The following is a 26,221-nucleotide window of genomic DNA, read 5'->3' on the forward strand; positions in this document are numbered from 1 at the left end:
CCGCGATGATCGCAGTGTTGCGATCATCGAGAATCAATGGGGTGACCTGGAATTCGCGATCGCGGTGCGTGCCACCGGTCGTGGCCGTTCTAGGATCCAGCCATGTCGTTCACTGTTTCCGAACTCACCGGTGACCGGTCCGAACAGTACCGTCAGCTCGTCGCGCAGGCCGAGGCGCTGGTCGTGGGCGAGACCGACCGGATCGCGAATGCCGCGAATCTGGCCGCGCTCGTCTTCCACGCCCTCACCGAGGTGAATTGGGTCGGATTCTATTTCTACGATGGACAGGAATTGGTCGTCGGACCGTTCCAGGGCAAACCGGCCTGCGTGCGCATCGCCATCGGCAAGGGCGTCTGCGGTACCGCCGCCGACACCCGGGAAACGCAACTGGTGCCCGACGTGCACGCATTCCCAGGCCATATCGCTTGCGATGCCGATACCCGCTCGGAAATCGTAGTTCCGCTGGTGCGTGACGATATCCTCGTCGGCGTCTTCGATCTCGACAGTCCGCAACCGAACCGCTTCGACGATATCGACCGGAAAGGCCTGGAATCCATCGCCCAGGCCTTCCTGAATTCACTCGATTAAGCGACTGTGACGGTGGCGCTCGGCCGCGATACGGCATCGGGCAGCGCCGTCGACAATGACCCGCCTATGCGATACCGCGCACCGCGGTGCTCTTGGGGCAACCGATCCCCTCTGTCGAACAAGGCGTTTCGCAGGGTGCCCGGTGTGTATTCCGTGGCGTAGGCGCCGCGTTCGGTAAGCACCGGAACCACATGGCGCACAATATCTTCGAAACTGCCCGGAGTGATGGCGTAGGCCAGGTTGAAGCCGTCCAGGTCGGTTCCGGCGACCCAGTCCTGCAGTTGGTCGGCAACCGTGACACCCGAGCCGACGAAAACCGGTCCCATACCGCCGATCCCGGCCCAGCGGCCGATATCACGGACGGTCCATTCCCTGCCGTCGTCGTCGAATTCCTGGAAGGCGGCCACAGCGGACTGAATCGCATTGCTCTGCACCTGGCCGATCGGATCATCCAGGTCATAACTCGACAGATCGATGCCCATCCAGCCGGACATGAAGACCAGCCCGCCCTCGACGCTGGCGTAGGACAGGTATTCCTCGTGTTTGGCGTGCGCCGCCTCCTCGGTGGTGTCGGTGATGATCGTGGCCAATGCGTAGATGCGGGCCGAATACCGATCCCGGCCCGCGGCCTCGAGTGCGTCGCGGATGCGGGACACAGTCTGTGCCAGAATCCTTTTCGAAGGACCGGCGACGAATATCGCCTCCGCGTTCTCGGCGGCGAAGCGCACACCGCGCGGCGACGCACCGGCCTGGTAGATCACCGGCGTCCGCTGCGGCGATGGCTCCGAGAGATGGATGCCCGGCACCTGATAGTGCGTACCCCGATGGCCGATGTGATGCACTTTCGCCGGGTCGACGTAGATGCCTTGCGTGGCATCGCGAATCACCGCGTCGTCCTCCCAGGAGCCCTCCCACAGCTTGTACAGGACCTCCAGGTATTCATCGGCCTGGTTGTAGCGCTCATCGTGGTCCAGCTGGTCGTCGGCTCCGAAATTCCGTGCGGCCGAGGGCAAATAGCCGGTCACCACATTCCAGCCGATGCGCCCGTTGGTGAGGTGATCGAGGGTGGAGAGCCGACGCGCGAACGGATAGGGGTGCTCGAAACCGGTTCCGGTGGTGATGCCGAAGCCGAGATGTTCGGTCACCGCCGCCATTGCCGAGACCAGCAGCAGCGGATCGGCCACCGGAATCTGGGCGCCCTGACGCAGCGCGGCAATATCGTTGCCGCCGAATACGTCATAGGTGCCGAGCACGTCGGCGATGAAGATGCCGTCGAAACGCCCCTGCTCCAACAGCTTTGCCAACTCGATCCAGTAACTCAGTTCCTTGTACCGATGCGATTGGTCGTCGGGATGTCGCCACAGACCGGGTGATTGGTGGGCGACGCAGTTCATGTCGAAGGCATTGAAGCGAATGCGGCGCGTCACTGCTGGTCTCCTGTCGCGGGCTTGCGCTCGCCCGCACTCCAAGCGAACGGCAGCTGGGTGCCGTTGAGCAGGTAATCACCGATCGCCCTGGCCTTTTGGATGGCCGGGTTGTGCACCGAGATGGTGCGGGCATTACGCCAGTGCCGGTCCAGCCGCAGTTGCTCGGAGACGATCGATGCACCTCCAACCTCGAACAGCAGTGTGGTGGCGGGCAATACGAGATCGATGACCGCGAGTTGTGCCTGCGCGGCGGCGAATTCCGCTGCCACGATGGACTGTTCGTCCTGCGCACCGCCCGCCAGCACTTCATCGAGCACATCGGCGACAGCGAGCACGGTGGCCTCGGCAGCGAACGCGGCGGCGGAAAGTCGTCCGATCACCTGCTGCACCAACGGATCCTGGCGTGGCAGATCGGCGGCCGAATGAGTGTAGCCGCGGGTGCGTGCCGCCACCCATTCGCGGGCATCACGCTCAGCTCGCTTCGCTATGCCTGCGAGCACCGACAGCTGCACCAACTGCAGATAAGAGGTCGCGTAGGTCGGCCCCGGCGCGCCGTATCCGGGCCCGAGAATGCGCTCCGGCTCGACCGCGACATCGGCGAATTCCGTTGTACCGCTAGCGGTCAGACGCTGACCGAAGCCATCCCAATCGTCGTGCTGGCGGACCCCGTCGGCATTCGCGTCGACCAGTACGCCCACCCGCTCACCGTCGCGATCGGCCGCCGCGAGGATGTAGTCCGCGTAGAGCGAGCCGGTGCTGTAGTACTTGGTGCCGTTGAGCAGCCAACGATCACCGTCCTTGGTCAGCCGCGTGCGGTAGTGGTCGACCGCGCCGACACCCGGCTCGGTGATCGCATTGCCGACGAGCGTGCCCCCGGCCACGGCGCGCAGCCAATGCGCACGATCCTCCCCCGGTTCGGCGAGCAACTGGTCCTCGACAAAGGAGAAGTGCACCCGCAGCGCCTGCGGCAGATTCGATTCGGCGGCGGCCAATTCGATAAGCAACCGGAACAGCTGTCGCACCGTGACGCCGTAGCCGCCGAATTCGACCGGGACCCGCAGCGCACCGAATTTTGCCTCGCGCAGCCAGCCCACTTCCTCGAAGGGCAGCCGACGATCGACCTCGCGCTCGACCGCGCCCTGCGCGATGCGCTCGAAGATCGGACCGAAGATCGCATCCAGGTCGGAGTCTGTAGTGGATTTCGCGTCGATGGATGTCATCACCCCACGATCGCTCGGACCTACCGTCAGCTCACCAGTTATCCGCACTGCGATCGAAAAACGCTGGTAGGGGGTAAGAACCACGCAGATTTCAACCGGTGACAGCACTCGGCGACGCTGGCAGCATCGCGGTTATCCGTGCCTGAAAACGGCATCCGAACCGGCGAGGAGCAGTTGTCGATGTCACTGTCGTTCCATTGGTTTCTGCCCACCTACGGCGATTCGCGTGGCCTGATCGCCGGTGGTCACGGCACGTCGATGTCCGGTGACCGGCCGGCCTCGCTGCGCTACCTCAACCAAATCGGCGCCGCAGCCGAGGACAACGGTTTCGAGGCGGTCCTCACCCCGACCGGCGCGTGGTGCGAGGATGCCTGGCTGACCACCGCCATGCTCGTCGAAACCACCGAGACACTGAAGTTCCTGGTGGCGTTTCGCCCCGGACTGGTCAGCCCGACGCTGGCCGCGCAGATGGCCGGGACCTACCAGCGCCACTCCCGCGGCCGCCTGCTGCTGAATGTGGTGACCGGCGGCGAACCACACGAACAACAGGCCTACGGCGATTTCCTCGACAAGGAACAGCGTTACGCCCGCACCGCCGAATTCCTGCACGTGGTGCGCGCACTGTGGGAGTCCCGCGAGCCGGTCAGCTTCGAGGGCACCCACATTCAGATCCGCGACGCCCTGCTCAACAACCATCCGGACCCGATCCCACCCGTCTTCTTCGGCGGCTCGTCCGGACCCGCCGGACCTGTCGCGGCCCGCTACGCCGACACCTACCTCACCTGGGGCGAACCACCCGCCGCGGTGGGCAAGAAACTCGATTGGATCCGCGGTCTCGCCGCCGCCGAAGGCCGAGAGCTCAGCTACGGCCTACGCATTCACGTCATCAGCCGCGACACCTCCGAAGAGGCCTGGGCGGTCGCCGATCGACTACTTTCCGGCCTCGACCCCGCCGAAATCGCCCGCGTGCAAACCAGTCTCGCGCGCAGCGAATCCGAAGGCCAGCGCCGAATGCTGGATCTGCACGGCGGCCGCACCGATCGTCTGGAGATCGCGCCGAACCTGTGGGCGGGCGTCGGTCTGGTCCGCGGCGGCGCCGGCACCGCGCTGGTCGGTTCACACGAAGAGGTCGCCGACCGCCTGATCGAGTACGCCGACCTCGGTATCACCCACTTCATCCTCTCCGGCTATCCACACGTCGAAGAGGCCTACTGGTTCGGCGAGGGGGTACTGCCCATCCTGGCACGTCGCGGTCTGTGGACGCACCCCCACCGAACCGAATCCGCCTCGATAGCAACACCTTTCGCAACCGCGACGCACTAGTCGCCCATTTCGCGATGCGGCCGTCGACTATTCGGGCAAGGTCGCGCGGGTAATTGCGCCCGCAAGTTTCCAGCACAGGTTGTGCACGTCCGCGATGCCCGTGTTCATGCCGAGTCCGCCGAGGATGGGGACCGCGGGCACGGCGTCACCGGGCGGCAAAATCCGCCGTGGCGGAAGCGGTTGGGCCACGACTACGTTCATCCCAATGCGCCGGCCCGGTGGTGCCGAGGCCCAGCCGCCGGGCGGTGGAATTCGCGCCGTCGGCGGCGAGCAGCGTGGGTTGCACTGATCCGAACTCATCGGCGCGGAGGGCACTCGCTCGGGGCGGGCTCGCCGCGCAAACGTCCGTCGATCCAGCCGATCTCCCCGGGAAAGCCGGTGACCAGGGCGATGACGTGCTCGCCGGGTTCGGTGCGGTGTACCGCGCGGACGCCGCGCGCGCATTGGGCGCGGTAGAGATCGTCGCCGTTTTGCTGCGGGATCCAGATGTCGCTGGCGGCGTGATAGATGTAGAGCGGCGCGCCCGATTTGCGGTCGGACAGGCTGAGCCGCCCGAAGATCCGATCAGCGATATCGCTGGTCAGCGGGTTACTGATATTGGCAGCGGCATCGATGGGAACGCCGACAACGCCGAGCGGGCCATTGCTGTCACCGCAGGTGTCCTTGATGGGTGAGGTCGCCAACCACTGCGCCAGATGATTCATATAGCCGAGAATCGCCGGATGCTCCCGGCCCATCGCCAGCGCGACTATCAGCAGAATGCCGGATGCGGAGTTGCCGTTGAAGCGGCTGGCGACCATTCGATAGTCGGTCACCAGTCCACCCATGGCCGCCCCGACCACCGCACCGGACAGTTCCGGGGCGTACTCGTCGAGCAGCATCGCGGCCCCATATGACGCGATCGCGCCACCGGAATACCCGGTTATCGCGAAGCGGCTGCCGGTGAACTCCGTCGGCACCACATTGCGCACCGCGCGAATGGAATCCAGCACCAGGTGCCCGGCGACCTTCGGTTCGGCGTAGGCCATCCACGGCCCCTCGTGATCGGGAATCAGCACCGCATAGCCGCGGCTGAGGCCCCAGGCTGTGTTCGGCGGAAACAGATCCCCCGCATTGAACTTGCTGTGCAATCCGTGCGCCATCGCGTAGCTCGGCGTACAGCTGAGCCCGAGCGAATTGATCGGCACTGCGTTCACCAACACGGGCCGATCCCCCGGACCCGTCCATGCGGCGGCGGGAATCACCAAGGTCGCGGTGCCGAAGGATGGCACGCCGGAGGCGTCCGTCGTGCGGAACTTCAGCAGGATCGCACGCTGAATCGGCACGATCGCCAGCAGCGCAGACGTCGCTGTCACATCTCGCGCCTCGACGATATCGCCGGGAGCGAGACGATCGAGCCCATCGGGCCACTCGTCGAACATCCGATCCCCCGACGGCGCGGACCGTACCGCCTGCCACAGCGCCGCCAAGTCCGCGGGCAACACACCCGACGGCGGTGACGCGGCGGGCGGGAACGATGGCGCGGGGATGTGGGCATCGATCCACCGCTGCAGGTCGGACGGGCCGGGCGACACCGGCGCGACCGGGCCTTCGGTCGGGTCGGCATGCGCGGGCACCGGCCCCACCAGCAGCGAGCAACCCAGCATGCTCGCGACGACGACCGCTCGCAGACTCGACATCCGCCACCTCCCGAATTCGACACCGCCAGACAAAGGCCAGACTATGTCGCAGCCGAACAACACCTCGGATCTGTTTGGACTTGTCACGACTGCGCCCACCCGACACGCTGGCCGCACCCAAATTTTCGAAAATCACTGGCGCACAAGCAACATCGACCAACGACGGCCCTGTCGCCGCATCCGGTCCCTGGCCGTTCTCACAGACGCGGGTCAGCCGCGTATCGTTCTTGGTGCAGTGGTCCGCGATGACCTATGTCCCGGCATTAGGAAGCTCATGGACATCGTAAGAGCGCCGCAGCCGCAATACCGGCAGGCACGCTTCGCCGATATCGGAGATATCGCGGCCATCGAGGCCGAGGTATTCGCCGAGCCGTATCTGTTTCTGATGCTGCGACAGCTGTACGACCTGCACGGATCCGACTGGCTGGTCGCCGAGCTGGACGGCAGGGTGATCGGCTACGCGCTGACACTCCACAAGGCGGGCCGGGCCCTGCTGTTCACGTTCGCGGTACTGGAGCAGTACCAGGGCAAAGGCTACGGTCGCGCCCTGCTCGACCACATGCTGCAGCAGTGTCGGTCAGATGGGGCGGACGTGGTCTATCTGACGGTGCGTCCGGACAACCAGCCGGCAGCGGCCTTGTTCAAGCAGGCCGGGTTCGAATTCGTCGAACACGACGACCAGTATTTCGGGCCGGGTGAACCACGGGGCATATTCGAGTACCGATTGCGGAGCCGACACCTGGACTCCTGAGCCGCGGAATCAGCCGTCGAGCCATTGTTCGGGCGGCACTTCCGATGCCATCGGTGCTGTGCTCGAACTTCGTTGCACTCCAATGCCATTGAGCCAGCGATACCTCGGTGGAAGTACTCCGTCCCGGTTTGACACATCAACATCGGAATTCGCTCAAATCTCAACTAGAACCTGTTACAGTCTGCCGACTCGAGGCACTCTTTTACGCCTCACATCGGAAGGTTTCGCTCATGTACGACCGACGCCCCTCGGCCAACACCGGCGTTCGCCAAGGGATGAATCGCCGGAAATTCTTGGCGGGCACTGCAATTGCGGCCGGGGCGATGGCGCTCAGCCCGGCCGCGTGGACCGCCAAGGCGTCGGCGGCCCCCATCGGCAACGGGGATCACGTGCCGAATCTGATCATCGGCAGCGGCTACGGCGGCGCGGTCGCCGCGCTGCGCTTGTGTCAGGCGGGCAAGCAGGTCGCGATGATCGAGATGGGCCAGCACTGGACCACACCCGGTTCGGACGGAAAAGTCTTCTGCACCATGCTCGATCCGGACGAGCGCTCGTATTGGTTCCGGACCAGGACCGAGCAGCCGGTCAACCATTTCGTCGGGGCGGATATCAACCGAGACATCAGCCCGAGCGACGCCGGTGTGCTCGATTCGGAGCATTTCGCGGCGACGCGGGTATATCAGGGCCGCGGGGTGGGCGGCGGCTCACTGGTCAACGGCGGTATGGCTCCACTGCCGAAACAGGACTACTTCCAACAGATTCTGCCATCGGTCGACGCGACGACGATGTACTCCACCTACTTTCCCCGAGCACAGGCCGCGCTCGGGGTCAACAATGTCGACGCGGCCTGGTTCGAATCCGCGGAATGCTACAAATACGCGCGGGTCAGTCGCACAACCGCCAATAACGCGGGCTACACAACGACATTCGTGCCCAATGTCTACGACTTCAGCTATATGCAGAAGGAGCAGGCGAATACCGTCACTCGCTCGGCGCTGGGCGGCGAGGTGATCTATGGCAACAACTACGGAAAGCGCTCACTCGACAAGACCTATCTGGCGGTGGCCGCCGCGACCGGCAACCTGAGCATCTCCGCACTGCACAAGGTCACCAGCGTGGCACCGGCCGCGAGCGGCTACACGGTGGTCATCACGCAGATCGACGTGCTCGGCAATACGGTGGCGACCAAGACCGTCACCGCCGACAAGGTCTTCTTCGCGGCGGGCAGCGTCGGCACCAGCAAGCTACTCGTCACATTGAAGGCGCTGGGCAAGCTGCCCAACCTCGCCGATGCGGTCGGCGCCGGCTGGGGCAATAACGGCAATGTGATGGTCGGCCGGGCCGGACTGGATTTGACCGGCGCGCTCCAATCCGCGATCCCCTGCATGGGCATCGACAACTGGGCCGATGCGAACGGTCCGGTATTCGCCGAAATCGCCCCGTTCCCAACGAGTACCGAGAACGGCGTGAACCTCTATCTGGCGATCACCAAGAACCCCAACCGCGCCAAGTTCACCTACAACTCGTCCACCGGCGGGGTGGATCTATCCTGGCAGGCGTCCTACACCCAACCCTCGATCGATGCGGCGAAACGCGTCTTCGATGCCATCAATTCCAAGGCGGGCACGATTTACCGGACCGATCTGTTCGGCGTCTACAAGGTCTGGGGCGACGACTTCGTCTACCACCCCCTCGGCGGCTGCGTGCTCGGACAAGCCACCGATAACTACGGCCGCCTCAACGGCTACTCCGGGCTCTACGTCATCGACGGATCGCTGATTCCGGGCAACACCGGGGTCAATCCCTTCCTGACGATTACCGGCCTCGCGGAACGCAATATCGAAAAGATCATCGCCACCGACCTGGCATGACGCTCGGCCGGTCCGTGCGGGGTCGGTCAGCCTTCTTCCCCGTCCGGATCGGGCCATGCGTCATCGATCGGCCAGCCCGCGGCCTGCAAATGCGCTCGAACGCGGGCGATATCGGATTCGAGTGGCATCTCATTGGTCAGTTTGGTGATGAGCACGCCGACATCGACCCGATCGGCCGGCATGGCGCCCTGCTCGATCAGCGCGTCCGCGACCTGCCGCACATCCGCTTCGGGCAGTCGCCGCGAGAGCAGGGCCAGCAACGGCACATAGTCCGGATCCGGCACGCCGTGCGGATATCCGGCGCGCAGCCACGCGACGATTCTGGTGAGGAGATCGGATAGAGCCATAAGAGGTATCAGGCGTCGGAGGGGTGTGCCAGCGGCCACCCCACGGCGGCGAGCCGGGCCGCGACTCGATTCACATCATCCTCGCCCGGCTTCTCGTGCGCGAGTTTGCCGATTGCGTCCTGGACTTGCCCGCGGTCGATCACGCCATCGGTATCCGCTGCGATCAACTGTTCGACAACCTCACCGACCTCGTCCTCGGTCAGCTTGCGGTGCAGCACGGCGAACAATGCGACGTAGTCCTCGGGTGGGACGCCGTGCGGATACCCGGCACGCAGCCAGTTCAGAACCGATCCGAGGATGGATGCTTTGGATGTCATGAGGTCATTTCTTGGGAGGTTTGGCGCCGAACAGCTGGATGTCGAAGGTGTGGCTGATGAAATCCTTTGCGATATAAAGGATTCCGAGAACCACCGCGACGATGACAATCGCGAAGCAGAGGTAGGCGACGACCTGCGCGACTTGGTTGCGCGCACTGGCGCCGGCACCGTCAGCGGCGGCGGGCTCCATCGACCAGAGCCGGATCCCGGTCGCGAAGATCACCGGTAATCCGGTTCCCAGCAGAACGGCGATCAGCGTCACCTCGCCCAGCGACTTGGCGATAGCGGTGAACGTATCCATGAATCCAACCTCCTCAGACCGACGCGCCGGCCTTGGCCTCGACGTTGGACGCAGGCGCGAGCCCACCCTCCCATTCGTCATTGACATTGCTGGTGTCGACCGGACTGCGCCGCGACCGCAGGTACATGTAGGCCGACATCGCGATCAGAATCGCGAAGTCGATGAGCACGCCGCCCAAGCCGCCGACCAGATCGGCGATCCACCAGCACACCGCGCCGACCAGACCCGCGAGCGGGAGCGTGAACAGCCACGCGACAACCATCCGCCCCATAACACCCCAGCGCACCTCCGCGCCCGGTTTGCCGAGCCCGGTACCGAGGATCGAACCGGTCGCGGTCTGCGTCGTCGAGAGCGGAAGTCCGAACTGCGCGGACGTGAGAATAATTGCAGCCGAGGATGATTCGGCCGCGAACCCCTGCGGCGGATCGAGCTCGACCAAACCCTTGCCGAGGGTGCGGATAATGCGCCAGCCGCCGAGGTAGGTGCCAGCGGCGATCGCCACCGCACAGCAGATCTTGACCCACAATGGAATCGAGTCGCTATTGGTGAACGTGCCGTGCGCGACGAGCGCCATGAAGATGACGCCCATCGTCTTCTGCGCGTCATTCGTACCGTGCGCGAGCGAGACGAGCGCGGCGGATCCGATCTGCCCCCAACGGAACCCGTCGTTGACCTTCTTCTCGACCGATCGACGCGTAAGCCGGTAGACCAGGAATGTGCCGAGCCCGGCCACGAGTGCGGCAACGAACGGCGCCAACAGCGCGGGCACCAGGATCTTGCTGATCAGACCCGTCTTCTCATTCCCGGTCCAGATCACGCCACTGGTGCCGAGCGCAGCGACCGCCGCACCGATGAGACCGCCGAACAGCGCATGCGAGGAACTCGACGGAATACCGAACAGCCAGGTGAACAGATTCCAGAGAATCCCACCGACCAGACCGGCGAACACAATGTGCAGCAACTCCATGTGGTGCACATTGCCGATATTCAGCAGACCGCCCGACACCGTCTTGGCAACCTCGACCGACAGGAAGGCTCCGACCAGGTTGAGTACGGCAGACATACCGACCGCTACCCGTGGACTGAGCGCACCGGTAGCGATCGAAGTCGCCATGGCATTGGCGGTATCATGAAACCCGTTGGTGAAATCGAAGGCCAACGCGGTCACTATCACGATCAAAAGCACGATCAGTTCAGCGCTCACCCAGCCATTTTCATGCGCGCACAGACCGCCTGCTACAGCAGGGCGATCTGTTCACCCACTATTTAGCCGACCACAAGAACCCGGACAGGTGCCACCACCGATCGGGCCGTCGGCGGGTGCGCGGTCACGACGAAGGGTTCACCTGCCTCGACGTGCCCGACGACAGGTGCCATGCGCCATCCTCGAAGCCACCGCTGCGCCGCTGCCCGAACAGGACTTCGCTGCGGCGCAGCGGCCGTCGTATACGACGCGGATCACGTTGCGTCGCAACGCTGCGTCGCCGCACAGGTGACAGCCCACTTCGGGTGCAGCCGAACGGAATGCGCACATGTGGCTATCGTGTGACCTCGCCCCAGATCAGCTTGGCGAGTTGGTCGCGGTCGGCGGCGTCGAGTTTGGTGCAGGCCCGGTAGATGTGGCCTTCGACGGTGCGTACCGAGACGAACAGCCGCTCGGCGATCTGGCGATTGGACAACCCGCGCGCGATGAGGGCGGTGATCTCGCGTTCGCGATCGGTGATCGGCAAGGGGTGGGCAGCGGATGCGATGGCCGGGGTGGTCGCGCCGTCGCACCGGGCGGCGAGGTCCAGCGCGCGGGCCGCGGCTTGGGCGCTGAGCCGGCGTTGGCCCGCATGGTCATGGATCGGTACCGCTTGTGCGGCGGCGTCGGCGGCTGCCAGTAGCAGTCCGGCGCTTTCGAATTCGACACTGACCGCGGAAAGCGCGCGTGTGTCGGAGTTTTCGAAGGCGGCGGCGTGGCGGGCGTAGATCGCCACTACCGGCCCTTGCACGCGGTCGGCCAGTGCGGCCAGCCGTGCGGCGAGGGTTCGGTCGCCGAATCGGGTGGCGTGGTGCAGGGCTTCGGCTTCCAATGCGTACTGGCCCGCGGTGTGGGCGATGGCTGCTGCCTGGCGAGCGAGTTCGACCGCGGAATGCTGACTGCCGGAGCCCGCCGCCAGCCATGCGCGGGCGATCATGCGTTGCGGTTCATGCAGGGCCAGGTGCGGTCCGGTGTATTCCTCGGCCTCGCCGAGGACCCGTTCGGCTTGCTGGGAGTCGCCAAGTGCCGCATAGGCGCGGGCCAGAATCAGCTGCGCAGGCAGTTTCCAGGGCAGCGAGGTTTCGGCATTGAGCGCGGCGAGGGCTTGTTCGAATGAGGTGATCGCCTCGCGGAAGCGGCCACGGTAGGTGGCTACGACACCGCCCGCGATTTTGGCGATCGCCCAGCCGAGAAACTGTGCGGCGGAGGAGAACTCGCTGTATTCGGTGGCCCGCTGCTCGGCGAGGTCGAGTTCGCCGATGATCGTCAGTGACAGTACATCGCCGTAGCGCACCATGACCCGGATCATGCCGTCGGTGTTTTTCTGCTGCGCCCGGCTGCGGGCCGCGATCGGTGCGAAGTCGGCGCCGCGCCCGGCGACCGCCATCGCCAGGCCGAGGGCGAACGCGGCCCAGTCGACAGCTTGTTTCGGGGAGCTCGCGTCGGCGAGAACAGCTTCGGCGCCCTCGATGCCGACCGCGATTTTGTTCTCGTGGATCGCCATGGTGGCGTTCACGGCATCGATGATGAGGCGCAGCGCGGGATGCTCGACGCGGTCGCCGAGCAGGTCCATTATTTCATGGCCGCGTTCGACCTCGCCCACACACCAGAACAGCAGGCTGGCTCGCGGAACACCCCATTGGACGAGTTGAAGTTGATCGAGGCGGTCGGGATCGAAGTCGGCGAGGATCTTGTCGGCTTCCTGCGGTCGGCCCTGCCACAGCAGGGCGCGGGAGAGTACTTCGGCCGCGGGCAGCCCGCCGTCGCGCTCACATGCGGCACGCGCGAGGCGTTCGCCCAGCGGCAGATTGGACAGGGCGACAGCGTCTTTGGCGGCGGTGATCAACAGATCGTTGTCGATGGGCTGGGCGCTGTCGATGCACAGTTGTGCCAGTCTGATGCGATGGGCAGCGGTGCTCAGATCCTGCTCGCGCAGCCGCTCGACGATGCGGCCTCGCCGTTTGCGTGCGGCGGCGGTGCCGATTCGGCGGCGCACCACGTCACCGAGCAGCGGGTGACTGAAGCAGGCGCTGACAGACCAGCCGTCGCGGCTGGTGCGTATCAAGCCGGAGATCTCGGCAGCGTCCACGGCGTCCTCGCCCACGAGGTCGGTGAGTACGTCGATGTCGAGTGGCTCGTAGAGGGCCAGCATCTTCAAGGTCTCCAGGACCGGCTCGCCCACCCGGGCGAGCCTGCCGTCGAGCAGAGCCACCAGCCCGGCGGGCACCGCCGCGGGTCCGCGTAGTTGCCAGACCCCGTTGACTTCGGTCAGGGTGCCCGCCTCGACGGCGCCTTCGACCATATTGCGCAGGAACAGGGGGTTTCCACCCGATGACTCCCACATGACGTCGGCGCTGAGGCCTTCCAGCGTGCCGCTCAAGACGGTCTCGACGAGAGCGACGCACTGCCGTTTGGTCAGTGGTTCCAGTTCGACGCGTTCGAGGTAGCCGTCCTTCCACAGGGAAGTGACCGCATCGGGGACGGGTTCGCCGGAGCGGACGGTGGCCACGATGGGAGCGGCGCGGTCGACGGCGATCTGGTGCAGCAGGGTCGCGGAGAGCTGGTCCAGCAGGTACGCGTCGTCGACGCCGATAACGGTGTTTTGTTGGACGAGTAGGTTTTCCCTGGCCGAGCTGAGCAGCGCGATGGGATCGCGAGACGCGGTCGGGGCGACCCACGGCGCGAATACACCCAGGGGAATAGCCTGGGAAGACTCGGTACAAGCCGCCCACCGGACGGGGGTGCCCAGTGCCGAAGTCACGAGTCGGGCGAGGGTGGTCTTGCCGACCCCGGCGGCGCCGACGAGTACGACGCCGCCGACATCGCCGCTCGTCAACGCCGAGCGAACGGCCTCGTATTCGACGGGACGATCGAGCAGTTGCCAGCGCTCCCCCATGAGCAACAATTCTAGATCTTGCCCGCCGGTGCTGCGACGGGTTTTCGCTGGCGAGCGCACTGCCTCGGTACGGATCCGGACTCCTGCCACCGATGGCGCGGGTGGCGCGGTGGTCATTGTGGAAGTTGGTCGGGGGTGGGTTCGAGGCGGGGGGCGTTGTTGACGTTGTGACGGTAGTTGCTGGATGCTTCGTACACGCGCTGCTTGAGCCGGTTGATCGATCCCAGTGGCCGGTGAGCATCCAGACCACGCCAGGAATTGAACGACAACACGTCGTCACCGAAGGCGCGCCGTTGCGGGGTATAGGGATCCTGGCGGTCGAAGCGGATGGTCGCCACCGTCCGGTGTGGCGATTCGACTTCGGGCCATTCCACCGTGGCGTCCTCGATCGGCATGGTGTCGAGGTCGGTGCACAACTGCACGCGCAGCTCGTATTCGGCGCTGTGGCAGGCGAAGAAGTCGACGACCATTTCCTGGTGGGCGTTGATGCCCGCATCGTGGCCCACCGGTTGACCCGCCAGGGCGCTGACTTCCGGCGAAACCGGGGTGTAGAGGATCTTGGCGATGTAGTCGCCGTAGCGCAGAGGTGCCGAGGAATAGAACGTTTCGCCCAGGATGTGGGTGTTGGGCCGCACGAACACGCCCAGGTTGGGTGGCAGGGGACGTCCGATACGTCGCAACACGTGCGCGTCGAGCGCGGAAAGGACGGTACTGCCCGTGTGCAGGACGGGATCGGGCAACCGGGCCAGCACCCACGCGGTGGGCATGCCCTGGGTGTAGTAGGCGTGAGCGTCGGCGAACAGGAATTCACGGTGCGTGACCATGATGAAGTCCTGGGTGCTGGCCTGGTCGCCGGGCAGTGCGCGCGACCCGTCCACGCCGAGCACCTTGATTCCCAGCCCGCGCACGCCGCGCAGCTGGTCGCTGCGGATTACGCCGGAGGTACTCGACAGCCGGGCGACGACCGGATAGGTGGCCGGCGTGGCGAACAAGCCCTGGGCCAGTTCGGGCGGCAGGCCGGGGTGAACGGTGAGTTCACCGCGCAGAATGCCGTGACTCTTGGCGTGCGCGTCGCGCAGTCCGTGCTTGTGCATGCGATAGGCGCGTTCGTTGTTGGTGCGCAGCACCGTGATGATCCTATCGATGTCGCGCTCTTCGTCGGGTCGCGGCCGTTCGAGGTCATCGCGGTAGCGAAGATAGGAGCGGGTGGTCGTGCGTGGTGCGGTCAGGTCGGTCATCGCGGTCGTTTCCTTTCCGGCTCACGCGGCGGGGGCGATGCTGCGCCACGGAGCGAACGGGTTGGCCACACCGTCGAGCGCGGGCGCCAAAGTGGGAAAGTGACGCAGCAGGACGCTGCGCATGGTGTTGTCGCGTACCCACGCCATGCCGGCCTCGGTGTAGATCTCGGGACGGAAGTCGGTGGTGAAGAACCGGTCACCCGACAACCGCCGCGAGGCCATCAGTACGAACACGCGGAATGCGGTGTCGCTGAAACCGAATCCGGGTGGTTTGGGCTCGGCGTAGAGACCGACCATGAGATCGACATCTTCCACATCACCGTAGACCTGCTCGAGTTCACGCGCCCACACCGCGTTGTCGGTCAACTTGTCGAACGAAGTGGCAGGTGGCAGGCGCAGTTGGCGGCGGAACTCGTTGTAGCGCGGTACTCCTCGTTCACGGACCCGCAGGATGTCCACGGTCGCGAGATCCATCAGCGGGTGGCCGGGGCGGGTGAGTTTCTGCAGGTGGACCGGATAGTTGTGCAGGGTCAGCGCACCGGGGTTGGCGCGGCCGAACGAGTAGAACAATGCATCCATCGGTGTCTCGGCCAGACGCTCGCGGATGTGGGCGACCCCCAGATCGGGTAGCTGATGCTCGACGACGATACTGTCGTCGGCCAGGCTGCGGACCACGAAGTCGTCGGGGATCAGGGGATGCATCCGGTACACGGCGACGAACTCCTCGGTCAGCGAATACGGGACGCCGTGGTCGTCGGTGGCGGATCCGGGTATGCCGCACAACACTTCGTTGCCGCTGAGGCGACCGAACCGGCGAGCGATTCGCTCCCCGAGGACGCCGAACCAGTTGGCGCGCATGGCGGCGACGGTGGTGGGGTGGGCGATGATGGCTGGTGTCCAGTCGATGGTGTGGATCTTGGCGATCAATGCCGAGTTGACCAGACGGGCGGTGTTGTAGAGCTGCTCGTCGCTCATATCGGGGTAACGGCGGGCCAGGCGCTCGCAGATCGCGTTGTGTTCGCGCATGAACAGCGAATGCAACAGAGCGAGTCCGACCCAGGCGTTGGCCGCTGGGCCGGACAGGTCCAGCAGACCTTCCACATCCAGCGGCGGTAGTCCCAATTCGTCGACCTGGAGTCGCCCCTTCTCCCTGGTCCGTAGCGCTGCGGCGAATTTCGGTGTGCTGCCGTAGATCTGGGAGGCATCCCACCAGTGGGATTCCTGGGTCGTGTAAGTCGGGGGGCCGCCGGATTCGGGGCTGGGGACCGTGGGGGTGCGCGGGATCGTCATGGGCGGCACCGGCCACGGATCCAGGTCGGTCAGCGGAATCGTCCAGGGCTCGGTATCGCTGTCACCGTGGCTGAGCCAATCGTGGACCTCGAACTGAATCCAGGCCGCCGCCAGCAGATTCAACGTGGTCGCCGGCTGAAATCGGTCGCGGGTCAACAGATCCCGACTGATGAGCCGCGGGTTGGGTGCCATTATCCGGTCGGCGTCCTCCGGGTAGGTGTACTCCAGCGCGATGTTGCGACCGAACCGGCAGCCGACCGACCCCGCGCGGGGCTCGGCGAGAGTGTTGTAGGTCCCGTCGACGGTTCGTGCGCGCAGGTGCTCGCCGACAGCAGACCCGTCGGCGGGCAACGGTCCGTCCGGATGAGGACCGGTGTCGAAGAGATTCTGGGCGCGCAGGCGGCTGCGCAAGCCGACGAGGACGGCCAACCCCAGCGGCGTGGGCAATCTGAACCAGCCCACACCACGATCGAGCGTCTCGGCAACCGCGACCAACAGCCGGGTGACGGGCGGCAGGCGACGCGACGACGGTCGCGGCGGTGGAATTGTCGACTTTTCGCTGACCATGACGAACCTCCGCGTGGCTGGCGCGAGGCGACGCGCCAAGATCGAATTCGAATGCCAGTCTCCGGGGCGACCGGACACCAGTCGCGAGTAGTCGACTACGCCAAACCCGATCGCCGCAGCAGAAGTGCTGATCCTTCATGACCGCGACACTTTTCTGTAGCTGCGCCTAGCGCCGGGCGAGCCGTTCGGTTCCGGGCAATCCAGGCTCTTATTCCCCGTACGCCGCCGACGTCGCGCGGCAGACGCACGCAATCGGGTAGCGCGGTACGCGCGCCGACCGGCCCCGGTTGGACAACGCTGTCTTCGATGGTGCTGCCGGACAGCGGGAGGATCCGCGGCAACTGCGAGAAAGGGGCGCTCGAGTGATCACTCCGATCGAAATCAAGGTCAACCTCGACGGCGACGTCGCGGCGGCACTGACCCGGCTGGAGTGCACGGGCCAGCCGGCCATCGACCGTCGCATCTGGTTCGCCGAGCCCCGTCCCAACGGCTTCCACGCTGCGCCGACACTGCTGTCGAGCCGAATCGTCATCCGGCTACGCAGCGGCGAGACCGACGACCTGACCGTCAAACTGCGTCCCTGCTTACCATCGCAATTGGTCGGCAGATGGACCACCTCCTTCACCGACGATGCACTGCGGTACCGCATCGAAGAAGACTGGAACGCGCAACGCCGCGTCCTGTCCGCCTCGGCAGTCAGTGACCGACCGGCCGGATCACTGCGCGACGCGACAGTGCTCGGCGCCGACGTCAACACCGTCCTGGACACCGCCCAACGCCAACTCCTGGTGAGCTGCACACCTCCGGGGGTAGCAGTCGACCGCCTCATGGCCATGGGCCCCATCGCGTCGACCAAATGGACGAAGGTGCGCGTGGGCGATCTGCACGTCGATGCCGAACGCTGGACCATCGCCGACCTCGACCTGCTCGAGCTGTCCCTGAGAGTCACTCCCGAACACGGTGAGTCACACGCCGAGGTGCGAAACCGCGCCCTGCACCGGCAACGCAAATTCGAGGCCGCAGTACGTCGATGTGGTCTGCACATCGCGACCGGCGAAACCAAGACCCAGCAGGTGCTCGCCGCATTGACCGCGCGATCGATCCCCAAGTGATCCCGGATGCTGCTGAATCCGCTGCGCGAGTCGGGCGTATTTCGCGGAGATGGAGTAGCTGAATACGCTAGCTCGGCATTGCTACACAATGGACGATGGCTTTGCGCAAGAACAGAATTCACACTCTCGTGAGGAGACGATCATGGCGCAGACTCCGGCTATTCACGTTGGCTCCGACACACGGGCCAAGTCGCAAGCCGAGGCTTTCCGGGACGCGAAATTCGCCATTCAGGAGACCGGCCTCGCGGTGACCTTCACCTCCGATCCGCACATCGGCGGTGCAGGCAACCTCAACGGATCCGGTGTCGCGGTGCTGGTCACCTGCCTGTCGCAGGGATCGAGGACCTTCATCGAGGTCGTCGGCGCCAGCGACAACAGTGCGGCGGCGGAGGAGGCCCGCAACAGGGTTCGCACAATTACGATGGGTCCGCCGAGCTGACGCGTTGCGAAAGCCATCGCGTCGCAGTGAGAACGACGGAAGCCAATGGGCATTCCGACGCCACTCGTGCGCGATACCGATAATGGGTGTAAAGCGGCGATCGGACACTTTTCAGGAATTCGATGTTGCATTCCCACGAGGTTCTGTGGCCACGGCAACGATGACGTGGCTGTTCCGCTCCCCCGCTGACGCCCAGCATCCACACGACCGCGGTGTGCGCGCGGCCGGACCGTCTCGCGTCGAAGTCGATTTCCGCTCTGCGAACTGGAATAGGGCGGTCCGTCGAGTGGGGCGCCGATCCGTCAGCAGGTGGCGGGTGCGGGCTCGCCGAGAATCCGGGCGTTCAGCCAGACCAGCACCCCGGGGGCACCGATCACCGCGGCCGACAGATGCTCGAACGCGGGCACTTGCAGCGTCTGCACCTGCACCCCGGCCGCGCACCAGCGGCTGTCGACATGGTCGATCGCTTCGATCGGAATCAGGGGGTCGGTCGGCGAATGCCATTCGAACACCGGTATTTCCGGCACCCTATCGTAGAATTCCAGACTGTTCTCCCGCAGCACCGTTCGAGCTTCAGGGAGGGCAGCAGTCGGGGTGCTGGCGAGGTATTCGCGGGCGCTGCCGCCGACACCGGTGACGAGGATCTGGGCGGTGCAACTGTTGGCCATGGCGTCCCGGACCGCCAACCCGCGCTTGTTGAGATACCTGCTGACCGGCATCCGCTGCGGGTACTCCCGCTCCAGGCCGATCGCCGCCGCCATGGCCAGTCCGAAGGCCGGATGCGTCTCCATGCCCACCGCCTCCGCCATTATCTCCATGTTCATCGGAGCGCCGCCGATGGCCGCGCCCGCAAGCTCCAGTTCCGGTGCGTACGACGGCTGCAGCGCGGCTGCCCATCCGGTGGCCATGCCGCCGCCGGAGTAACCGGCCAGCACCACCCGACTGTGCTGCACGGCGAGTTCGGGCAGCCGTTTCACCGCGCGGATACCGTCCAATACGATCTGGCCGCCCAAACGCGCAGCGCCGAAAGCGAAGTTCGGGCCGAGATGATCCGGCAGCGCGACACTCCAGCCCTGCGCCAGCGCCGTGTTCAAAATCGACGCCGTCGTCACCAGATTCGGATCGCCGGTGTACAGCTGGTGCGATACCGCGCACGCGGTGCCGAGCGCATTGATGAAGTGCTGATACGACAGCAGCGGCCCGTCGGGCTGATGGCCGATGGGGGTAAGGATCGTGGTGGTCGCCGCGATCGGCGCGCCCTGAGAGTTGGTGGACCGGAACGAGACCAGCGTGACGGTGGCGCCGGGGAAGAGGATCACGGGCGGCAGCGCCCGTACGTCGAGTACATCACCAGGCCGGTGCGCCGCCAGATCCGCCGGTGCCGCGAAGAACGGGTCCGGATCGGGCTGCGGATACAACGGTTCCGCGGTTGCCGTCGTGGCCAGCAGCAGCCCGAGTGCCACGCTACCGAGCGCACTCAGGATTCGTCGTGAACCACTGCGCCTGCTGCGGAGAAAGCGAAGAAACCGACGAGTCACGACCATGACCTCCATGGGTAGTTCACGGCATTCGTTTGACCAGCAAGTCCGAGCTCTCGTGCGACCTTATCGGCAAACTTTCAGCGATACGCCGAAAATAGCCGATGTACTGGGAAAATAGCATTTGTCATTCGATACAGACAAACCTCAGCATCGGCTCAGCGGACACGTCGGGCTCGTGGACCCGCGACAACCAACCGGACAGCCGAGACCTTGTGGATCGATCCATCGCCGCCGGCACACGCCGGAAGTCGGTGGCATCGCCGGGCTGACGGCTCGGGTGCCATGGTGGTAGCGGATTAATTGAGGACACAAGCGCGCCAACGCAATTCCGCGCCGTGCTCACCGAACTCGGTGTCCGGATCCCGTTCACCATCGGTGGGAAGGGTCGTGCGATGGTCCTGAACGAGTATTGGAATACCGCCTGACCAAGAAAATCAACTGCTCGGAATTTGCGTGAACCGATGATCTGCCACCCCGTACCGCGGTCGACCATGCACACCGATGCCCGCACATCACCGGGAAGTGCAACGAGCGCCGGAGCATCCTACGAGCCGGACGTGCACCTCCGGATCAACCTGCACGGAGTGATCTTGGACTTCATAGCGCGGGCCAGCGCCGCCGAGCAGTTCATCGAGGACCACAAGACCCACCACTATGTCGACGCTGTTTCGGTGGTCCCGGGCGACACGCGCGGCCTCCCACGGCTGCCCAACGAGGAGTTATATGTCGGGCCGTAGAACCGGCCGGCCCGCGGGCCCCTGTTCGGTATGGTTGCCGGACCGACCTGATCGATCGCACGTCGGCCCCGGGGGTCAGCAAGGAGTTCGCCGTGGTTACGCCACAACAACCCGAATCGTTTCCACCGCAAGGGAATTACCCTAATCCGCAGGGGTACCCGTATCCGCAGCAGCGGCCGGAGTATCCGCCGCCCGGGTTCGGTGCACCGCCGCGGGCGGGCGCCTCACCGCTGGACTGGGTCACCGCGGGGCTGCTCGTACTGTCCGCGATTCTGATAGGAATCTCGCGATTCACCGACAAATACCTCGATTTCGGTGACCATATCCCCTTCCTGCTCACCGCCGCGATCGCCGTGGTGGCGGCCGTTATCCTGGTGACCGGCGCCGGTGCCAAGAACGGCGCTTTCCGTGCACTCGCCGCCGTCGCCGCGGGTGCGCTCTTCGCCCCGGCTCTCTCATTCGTGGTCAGCATCGCGCAGCACGCGGAATACGCCGAGGTCAAAGATTTCGCCCTCGGCATCCCGGCCGCGCTACTCGCCCTGGGCGCGTCGGTGACGGCAATCATCGCGTCGGCCCGATCGTCTGCGCCGCGTACCCCGACCCCGCCGCACCCACCGCAGTGGCAGCAACCACCCGCCCAATACCCGCAGCACCAGTACCCACCGCACTCCTCCTGGCCGCCGAGGTAGTACTTCCCAGAAGCTGCGTTCACCGCGGAACCTCTCGACGAGAACCAACGGCGGGACGAGATCACCATCCAGCCGAAGACAAACGGGCGCTAAGTCCTGAGCCGCAGTCGATCTCGCCTGCCAGCCGCGCGATAAACGGGACTGGGCGCAGCAGCACCAGCTGTAGCCAGTTTCGCGGGCGGCGGACCACGAATCGTCCTGATCCGCACCGGGATCCGCCGGCGGGGTGCCACAGTCGGCGCTAACCGATCGGTAGCGCGGTCAGGATCGGGTCGTAGGCCCAGTTCAGCATGCGCTCGGCGTCGTTCTTCGCGACGACACCGCTGCCGGGCGAACTGTGCAGGACCACACCGATCAGCGGTATTCCCGCCCGCACCGACTCGAACAGCAGGCAGGCTCCCGCGGCGTCGGTGGATCCGGTTTTGATGCCGATAGTGCCCGGATAGTCGCGCAGCAGCAGGTTCGTGGTCTGCCAGAAGTGATCGCGATTGCCCGGGCCGGCGGGCAGGTGATAGCTCCGCGCCCCGGCCACCTCGCGGAACACCGGCAGGCTCATCGCGCGCAGACCAAGGGCCACCAGGTCCGCAGGCGTGGAGTATGTGGAGTCGTCGGTGGGGGCGGGCAGCCCGCTGGGGTCGGTGAATTGCGTACCCGCCAGGCCCATTTGACGCGCGGTGTCGTTCATTTTGGCGATGAAGCCGTCTTGGCCGGGCCCGTAGGCCTCGGCAAGGGTATAGGCGGCGTCACAGCCTGACGGAAGCATCATCGCGTACAGGAGTTGTCGCGTGGCGAGCACCTCGCCGGGGACCAGGCCCGCGCTACTTCCGTCATACCTGGTGCAGTAGGCAATGCTCTCTTGCGGCACGGTAGTGGTCCGGTCGAGGTCACCGGCATTGATCACGACCAGCGCCGTCATCACCTTCGCGATGCTTGCAATCGGGACCGGCGTGTTCGGCTGTCGCGACCACAGCATCGTGCCGGTGATTCCGTCTGCCAGCGCTGCACCCGAGGCCTGCACTCCGTCCGGCTCGGAAGTCAGCCAGGGCAACTGAATATGGGCGTCGCTCGCGGCGGGCGCGGCAGCGACGCCATGACCGGCTGCCACGACCAGCGCCACGGCGACGGCATACTGCAACAATCGGGCAAATTTTGGCATGTCCACATTCTGCCGTTCAACCCCGTCAACCAGTGGGATTTCACCGACCGGATTACCCGCGCCTCCAGCGACAGCGTACAACCGGCTAATCCGCGACAGGATTATCACAGCCGGTACCTCATGGGATAGCGAGCTCCCCCGCTTCGCCCGGGTTGACGAGAGGGCCGGGCGCCACGCAGGATCGACCGTGAGATGGACGATTCATGCTGGTAAGGCTATTGGGTCCGGTGATAGTGGAGGCCGCGGACGGGACGAAGGCGTCAGTCGGGGGGCCGCGGGTGCGGGCATTGCTGGGGTTGCTGGCACTCGAAGCCGGGCGAATAGTGTCGGCGGCGCGACTGGTGGACGGGGTGTGGGGGGAGGACCCGCCGGCGGGCACCGGGAATGCGTTGCAGACCTTGGCGAGTCGGTTGCGCGCGGCGGCGCCGGGGGTGGTGCGTAATGACGGGGGCGGGTATGTGCTCGAACTGGCGCCCGAGGACGTCGATGCGCATCGGTTCACGCGTGAGGTCGAGGCGGGGCGGGCATTGCTCGCGGCCGGTGAGGCCGAACGAGCCATCGCGTGCTTCGATGCCGCGCTCGCGTTGTGGCGCGGGGAGCCGCTGATCGATGCGGGGGAATCGGCGGAATTGCGCGCCGCGGCACTGCGATTGACCGAACAGCGGCTCGATGCAGTCGAACTGCGCGCGGACGCCTTTCTAGCCCTGGGCCGAGGCGGCGAGGTATTGCGTGAGCTCCGCACGGAAGCAGCGGCACATCCGCTCCGGGAGACGCTGGCCGCACGACTGGTGCGGGCGCTGGTGGCAACGGGACGAACATCCGAGGCGATACAACAGTTTCAACGAACCGAGACCCTGTTACTGGACGAGCTCGGCACGACACCCGCCGAGGTGCTGCGCGCGGCCCTGGCCGAAATTCACACGAACGCACCCCGTAAACCCGCAGTCGACGCACCTGCCATCGAGACGATGCCCGGATCGGGTCGAACGGGAGTTACGGCGGCATCCCGGGCCAGCGCGGCAGCAAAGGTGTCCGCGCCGCTGCTGCCCAGGCGGTTCACCAGCTTCGTCGGACGCGGCCGCGACGTGGAGGGAGTGCGACGGGCGCTGCGCGAGGCCCGACTGGTGACACTGTCGGGTACCGGGGGCGTTGGGAAGACCCGGCTGGCCGCCGAGACGGTCGGGGCGCACGCCAATGACTGGGCGGACGGTCACGCTTTCGTCGAACTCGCCACACTCGAATGCGAACGGGCCGACCGACCGGCCGTGACCGCGGTCGGAGTGGCGATAGCGAACGCGCTCGCTCAGTTCGAGCGACCCGACGAACTGTCCACGGAATGGGCCGATGTGCTGGAGCAGACGCTGTCCGGCCGCCGAATGCTGTTGGTACTCGACAACTGCGAGCATGTCGTGGAGGCGACCGCGCGCCTGATCGATGATCTGTTGCAGCGGCTGCCCCTGCTGCGGGTGCTCACCACGAGCCGGGAGCCGATCGGCGTGGACGGCGAGCGACTGTATCCGGTCGTGACCTTGGACCTGCCTGAAGCCGACGCGGATTTCCTGACGGTCACCGCATCACCCGCGGTCCAGCTGTTCATCGACCGCGCTACCGCGGCACTCCCGAATTTCGCTCTGTCCGAGAGCAATTCCGAGGATGTCCGCGCCATCGTGCGCAGTCTGGACGGCATGCCGCTGGCCATCGAACTGGCCGCCGCCCGCCTGCGGAGCCTGCCGCTGCCGGACCTCAGCGCGCGGCTCACCGATCGTTTCCGGCTGCTCACCAACAGCACTCGCCATGCGGTCCCGCGCCATCGCACCTTGCACGCGGCCGTCGCCTGGAGCTGGGAACTGCTCACCGATGCGGAAGCCGCAGCGGCCCGGCGTTTTTCGATATTCGCGGGCGGCGCGACCTTGGACGCCGTCACCCAGGTGTGCGGTCCGGACGCCATCGACACGGTCACTTCACTGGTGACGAAGTCGTTGGTGGACTTCGATGGACAGCGCTATCGAATGGCCGAGACCATCCGAGCCTATGCGACCGCTGAATTGACCGCAGTCGGCGAGGCGGACGAGGTCGCCCGCATCCATGCCGACTGCTTTCTCGAATTCACCGACGCCGCGGCCCACGGATTACGCACTGCCGCACACCCCGATTGGCTCGCGCGGCTGATCGCCGAACACGGCAATTGCGAAACCGCGCTGCATTGGGCGCTGGACGTCGGCGACGGTGAGCGTGCGGTTCGCTTGTACGCGAATCTCGTCTGGTATTGGCTGCTGCGCGGGTTGCACGGCGACATCTCCGAACGCCGCCGCGAGGTCCTTGCGCTGCTCGGTGACACACCGCCGCCGGGGTGCACCGGGGCCTATCTGGCCTGTCGGTACGCCGAGGAGCTACCGGCGTACTTCACCAACATCTGGTGGGGCCAAATCCGGGAGAACACGGGGCAATTCGAGCGGCTGACCCGCGCGGCCCTCACCGAGGATCGGCCCCCGCACCCGATGTTCGTGCTCATACTGGCGCTGCGTGACCTGCTCGGCGACGACGACAGCCTGTTGACCGCGTGTACCACCTCCGACGATCCATGGCTACGCGGAAATGCGCTGATAGCACGGGGTTTCGATGAACTGGGCGGCGACCATCCGGCCCGCGCCCTACCCACTTTGGAGGCGGCGCTGACCTGCCTGAGCGCGCACGGTGACGCCCGGTCACACAGTCGCGCCCTGATCTCCCTGGCCAGCTACCGGACTCGGATGCTCGGCTTGGACAGCGCCCGCCCGCTGATCGCGAGCGCACTGGAACTGCTCAGCGCCGACCTGGGCGCCGGTGAGCGCATGGGCGTGCTGCTCTTCGCGGCAGAGATGCACCTGGTCGGCGGCGATACCGACAGCGCGGCAACCTATCTCGACCAGGCCGAGGCCCTGATCACCCCGCACATCATTCCCGCACCCGGGCGCTTCGTGGCGGCGACGCAGGCGCACCTGGCCCACCTGCGCGGCGACAACGACCGGGCACTGGAACTGTTCCGGCGGATGTCCGAGCAGCCGCTCCCCGCGGGTCCACCACCCGCCGGACGCCACGACACCGTCCGCTTCGTGAACGCGGTCTTCGTGAGCACCGCCCACGCGGCGGCCCTGGTCGCGGCGGGGCGGCCGGAGGACGCGCTGCGCGAGCTGGCCATGCCCCGCGATCTGGCCGCTCAGACCTCGGCGGCGCTGCTGGCCGAGGTCGGTATCGGTTACGCCCTGGTCGCTCTGGCGCAGGGCGCCCCTGGGCGCGCGGCCCGCATTCTCGGCGCCACCGACCGGATCAACCGGAGGGCCGGGGTGATCCGCATCGGCCCGTTTCGGCGGCGGGCGCTCGACCAGGTGGAAGCGGCGCTCGGCCCCGCGCGCCTTGGCGCGGAATTCCTTGCGGGCGCTCGGCTTCCGGACGAGGCGGTGCTGGAACTGCTGCGTACCGTTCGCTGACAACGACTGTCAGCGAACGGTA

At 65.7% G+C, this 26,221-nt stretch carries 22 protein-coding genes; 9 read left to right on the forward strand and 13 right to left on the reverse strand.

The features are described from left to right. Positions 1 to 102 precede the first annotated feature (102 nt). Positions 103 to 588 (forward strand): GAF domain-containing protein, encoded by a 486-nt coding sequence (locus tag ACQPYR_RS27985; protein WP_433621928.1) that lies wholly within the window; start codon positions 103 to 105, stop codon positions 586 to 588. Here ACQPYR_RS27985 and ACQPYR_RS27990 read toward each other — a convergent pair. Next, on the reverse strand, positions 585 to 2,015 hold the full coding sequence (locus ACQPYR_RS27990) for an LLM class flavin-dependent oxidoreductase (RefSeq protein ID WP_433621929.1): 1,431 nt from the start codon (positions 2,013 to 2,015) through the stop codon (positions 585 to 587). The genes ACQPYR_RS27985 and ACQPYR_RS27990 overlap by 4 nt on opposite strands. After that, on the reverse strand, positions 2,012 to 3,235 hold the full coding sequence (locus ACQPYR_RS27995) for an acyl-CoA dehydrogenase family protein (protein WP_433621930.1): 1,224 nt from the start codon (positions 3,233 to 3,235) through the stop codon (positions 2,012 to 2,014). Before ACQPYR_RS27995 ends, ACQPYR_RS27990 begins: the two co-directional genes overlap by 4 nt. A gap of 180 nt (positions 3,236 to 3,415) precedes the next feature. On the opposite strand from ACQPYR_RS27995, the gene ACQPYR_RS28000 reads away from it, so the two are divergent. Next, positions 3,416 to 4,558 (forward strand): LLM class flavin-dependent oxidoreductase, encoded by a 1,143-nt coding sequence (locus ACQPYR_RS28000; protein WP_433621931.1) that lies wholly within the window; start codon positions 3,416 to 3,418, stop codon positions 4,556 to 4,558. 27 nt (positions 4,559 to 4,585) lie between these two features. On the opposite strand, the gene ACQPYR_RS28005 is transcribed toward ACQPYR_RS28000, so the two are convergent. Next, positions 4,586 to 4,759 carry an FAD-dependent monooxygenase gene (locus ACQPYR_RS28005; RefSeq protein WP_433621932.1) on the reverse strand — a complete coding sequence of 58 codons (174 nt, stop codon included), beginning with the start codon at positions 4,757 to 4,759 and terminating at the stop codon, positions 4,586 to 4,588. Between the two features lie 95 nt (positions 4,760 to 4,854). Then, positions 4,855 to 6,237, reverse strand: a complete 1,383-nt coding sequence (locus ACQPYR_RS28010; protein WP_433621933.1) for a lipase family protein — start codon at positions 6,235 to 6,237, stop codon at positions 4,855 to 4,857. Between the two features lie 274 nt (positions 6,238 to 6,511). Here ACQPYR_RS28010 and ACQPYR_RS28015 point away from each other — a divergent pair, with 274 nt between their 5' ends. Both ACQPYR_RS28015 and ACQPYR_RS28020 read left to right on the forward strand, forming a co-directional pair. Then, positions 6,512 to 6,988, forward strand: coding sequence for a GNAT family N-acetyltransferase (locus tag ACQPYR_RS28015; RefSeq protein WP_433621934.1), 477 nt, complete (start codon positions 6,512 to 6,514; stop codon positions 6,986 to 6,988). Positions 6,989 to 7,218: 230 nt separating this feature from the next. Then, positions 7,219 to 8,859 carry a GMC oxidoreductase gene (locus tag ACQPYR_RS28020; RefSeq protein ID WP_433621935.1) on the forward strand — a complete coding sequence of 547 codons (1,641 nt, stop codon included), beginning with the start codon at positions 7,219 to 7,221 and terminating at the stop codon, positions 8,857 to 8,859. A gap of 26 nt (positions 8,860 to 8,885) precedes the next feature. Here ACQPYR_RS28020 and ACQPYR_RS28025 read toward each other — a convergent pair whose 3' ends face one another. The 7 genes from ACQPYR_RS28025 to ACQPYR_RS28055 all read right to left on the reverse strand — a co-directional run bounded on the left by ACQPYR_RS28025 (position 8,886) and on the right by ACQPYR_RS28055 (position 17,058). Continuing rightward, positions 8,886 to 9,206, reverse strand: coding sequence for a DUF3349 domain-containing protein (locus tag ACQPYR_RS28025; RefSeq protein WP_433621936.1), 321 nt, complete (start codon positions 9,204 to 9,206; stop codon positions 8,886 to 8,888). Positions 9,207 to 9,214: 8 nt separating this feature from the next. Next, the gene (locus tag ACQPYR_RS28030) at positions 9,215 to 9,523 is read right to left on the reverse strand and encodes a DUF3349 domain-containing protein (protein ID WP_040700866.1); all 309 of its coding nucleotides are present in this window, start codon (positions 9,521 to 9,523) and stop codon (positions 9,215 to 9,217) included. Positions 9,524 to 9,527: 4 nt separating this feature from the next. Then, the gene (locus ACQPYR_RS28035) at positions 9,528 to 9,824 is read right to left on the reverse strand and encodes a hypothetical protein (RefSeq protein WP_433621937.1); all 297 of its coding nucleotides are present in this window, start codon (positions 9,822 to 9,824) and stop codon (positions 9,528 to 9,530) included. Positions 9,825 to 9,837: 13 nt separating this feature from the next. Beyond that, positions 9,838 to 11,028, reverse strand: a complete 1,191-nt coding sequence (locus ACQPYR_RS28040; protein WP_433621938.1) for an anion permease — start codon at positions 11,026 to 11,028, stop codon at positions 9,838 to 9,840. A 334-nt stretch (positions 11,029 to 11,362) separates the two neighbouring features. Further along, positions 11,363 to 13,963 carry a LuxR C-terminal-related transcriptional regulator gene (locus tag ACQPYR_RS28045; RefSeq protein ID WP_433621939.1) on the reverse strand — a complete coding sequence of 867 codons (2,601 nt, stop codon included), beginning with the start codon at positions 13,961 to 13,963 and terminating at the stop codon, positions 11,363 to 11,365. 113 nt (positions 13,964 to 14,076) lie between these two features. Continuing rightward, entirely contained in the window at positions 14,077 to 15,201 is a 1,125-nt protein-coding gene (locus tag ACQPYR_RS28050) for a catalase family protein (protein WP_433621940.1), read from the reverse strand. 21 nt (positions 15,202 to 15,222) lie between these two features. Continuing rightward, positions 15,223 to 17,058, reverse strand: coding sequence for a peroxidase family protein (locus ACQPYR_RS28055; protein WP_433621941.1), 1,836 nt, complete (start codon positions 17,056 to 17,058; stop codon positions 15,223 to 15,225). A 362-nt stretch (positions 17,059 to 17,420) separates the two neighbouring features. Between ACQPYR_RS28055 and ACQPYR_RS28060 the strand changes: the two genes are divergently transcribed. Together ACQPYR_RS28060 and ACQPYR_RS28065 are read left to right on the forward strand one after the other, a co-directional pair. Further along, positions 17,421 to 18,170: a hypothetical protein gene (locus tag ACQPYR_RS28060; RefSeq protein ID WP_433621942.1), complete on the forward strand. Its 750-nt coding sequence runs from the start codon at positions 17,421 to 17,423 to the stop codon at positions 18,168 to 18,170. Between the two features lie 142 nt (positions 18,171 to 18,312). Continuing rightward, entirely contained in the window at positions 18,313 to 18,609 is a 297-nt protein-coding gene (locus tag ACQPYR_RS28065) for a hypothetical protein (RefSeq protein WP_433621943.1), read from the forward strand. A 302-nt stretch (positions 18,610 to 18,911) separates the two neighbouring features. Here the strand turns inward: ACQPYR_RS28065 and ACQPYR_RS28070 are convergent, their stop codons facing one another. Next, on the reverse strand, positions 18,912 to 20,153 hold the full coding sequence (locus tag ACQPYR_RS28070) for a lipase family protein (RefSeq protein WP_433621944.1): 1,242 nt from the start codon (positions 20,151 to 20,153) through the stop codon (positions 18,912 to 18,914). Positions 20,154 to 20,740: 587 nt separating this feature from the next. Here ACQPYR_RS28070 and ACQPYR_RS28075 point away from each other — a divergent pair. Together ACQPYR_RS28075 and ACQPYR_RS28080 are read left to right on the forward strand one after the other, a co-directional pair. After that, positions 20,741 to 20,887, forward strand: coding sequence for a hypothetical protein (locus ACQPYR_RS28075; protein ID WP_433621945.1), 147 nt, complete (start codon positions 20,741 to 20,743; stop codon positions 20,885 to 20,887). A gap of 92 nt (positions 20,888 to 20,979) precedes the next feature. Further along, on the forward strand, positions 20,980 to 21,576 hold the full coding sequence (locus tag ACQPYR_RS28080; RefSeq protein WP_433621946.1) for a hypothetical protein: 597 nt from the start codon (positions 20,980 to 20,982) through the stop codon (positions 21,574 to 21,576). A gap of 241 nt (positions 21,577 to 21,817) precedes the next feature. Here ACQPYR_RS28080 and ACQPYR_RS28085 read toward each other — a convergent pair whose 3' ends face one another. Beyond that, positions 21,818 to 22,732 (reverse strand): D-alanyl-D-alanine carboxypeptidase family protein, encoded by a 915-nt coding sequence (locus ACQPYR_RS28085; RefSeq protein WP_433621947.1) that lies wholly within the window; start codon positions 22,730 to 22,732, stop codon positions 21,818 to 21,820. A 203-nt stretch (positions 22,733 to 22,935) separates the two neighbouring features. Here ACQPYR_RS28085 and ACQPYR_RS28090 point away from each other — a divergent pair, with 203 nt between their 5' ends. Further along, entirely contained in the window at positions 22,936 to 26,199 is a 3,264-nt protein-coding gene (locus ACQPYR_RS28090; protein ID WP_433621948.1) for an AfsR/SARP family transcriptional regulator, read from the forward strand. Positions 26,200 to 26,221: the final 22 nt, after the last annotated feature.

It is taken from the genome of Nocardia sp. CA-120079, assembly GCF_050955745.1.
In the GTDB taxonomy this organism is placed as follows: domain Bacteria; phylum Actinomycetota; class Actinomycetes; order Mycobacteriales; family Mycobacteriaceae; genus Nocardia.

Coding starts and splice junctions, on each gene's coding strand:
- ACQPYR_RS27985 (WP_433621928.1), top strand. CDS start 103: ATGTCGTTCACTGTTTCCGAACTCACCGGTGACCGGTCCGAACAGTAC.
- ACQPYR_RS27995 (WP_433621930.1), bottom strand. CDS start 3,235: ATGACATCCATCGACGCGAAATCCACTACAGACTCCGACCTGGATGCG.
- ACQPYR_RS28000 (WP_433621931.1), top strand. CDS start 3,416: ATGTCACTGTCGTTCCATTGGTTTCTGCCCACCTACGGCGATTCGCGT.
- ACQPYR_RS28005 (WP_433621932.1), bottom strand. CDS start 4,759: ATGAACGTAGTCGTGGCCCAACCGCTTCCGCCACGGCGGATTTTGCCG.
- ACQPYR_RS28010 (WP_433621933.1), bottom strand. CDS start 6,237: ATGTCGAGTCTGCGAGCGGTCGTCGTCGCGAGCATGCTGGGTTGCTCG.
- ACQPYR_RS28015 (WP_433621934.1), top strand. CDS start 6,512: ATGGACATCGTAAGAGCGCCGCAGCCGCAATACCGGCAGGCACGCTTC.
- ACQPYR_RS28020 (WP_433621935.1), top strand. CDS start 7,219: ATGTACGACCGACGCCCCTCGGCCAACACCGGCGTTCGCCAAGGGATG.
- ACQPYR_RS28025 (WP_433621936.1), bottom strand. CDS start 9,206: ATGGCTCTATCCGATCTCCTCACCAGAATCGTCGCGTGGCTGCGCGCC.
- ACQPYR_RS28030 (WP_040700866.1), bottom strand. CDS start 9,523: ATGACATCCAAAGCATCCATCCTCGGATCGGTTCTGAACTGGCTGCGT.
- ACQPYR_RS28035 (WP_433621937.1), bottom strand. CDS start 9,824: ATGGATACGTTCACCGCTATCGCCAAGTCGCTGGGCGAGGTGACGCTG.
- ACQPYR_RS28045 (WP_433621939.1), bottom strand. CDS start 13,963: ATGGGGGAGCGCTGGCAACTGCTCGATCGTCCCGTCGAATACGAGGCC.
- ACQPYR_RS28050 (WP_433621940.1), bottom strand. CDS start 15,201: ATGACCGACCTGACCGCACCACGCACGACCACCCGCTCCTATCTTCGC.
- ACQPYR_RS28055 (WP_433621941.1), bottom strand. CDS start 17,058: ATGGTCAGCGAAAAGTCGACAATTCCACCGCCGCGACCGTCGTCGCGT.
- ACQPYR_RS28065 (WP_433621943.1), top strand. CDS start 18,313: ATGGCGCAGACTCCGGCTATTCACGTTGGCTCCGACACACGGGCCAAG.
- ACQPYR_RS28070 (WP_433621944.1), bottom strand. CDS start 20,153: ATGGTCGTGACTCGTCGGTTTCTTCGCTTTCTCCGCAGCAGGCGCAGT.
- ACQPYR_RS28085 (WP_433621947.1), bottom strand. CDS start 22,732: ATGCCAAAATTTGCCCGATTGTTGCAGTATGCCGTCGCCGTGGCGCTG.
- ACQPYR_RS28090 (WP_433621948.1), top strand. CDS start 22,936: ATGCTGGTAAGGCTATTGGGTCCGGTGATAGTGGAGGCCGCGGACGGG.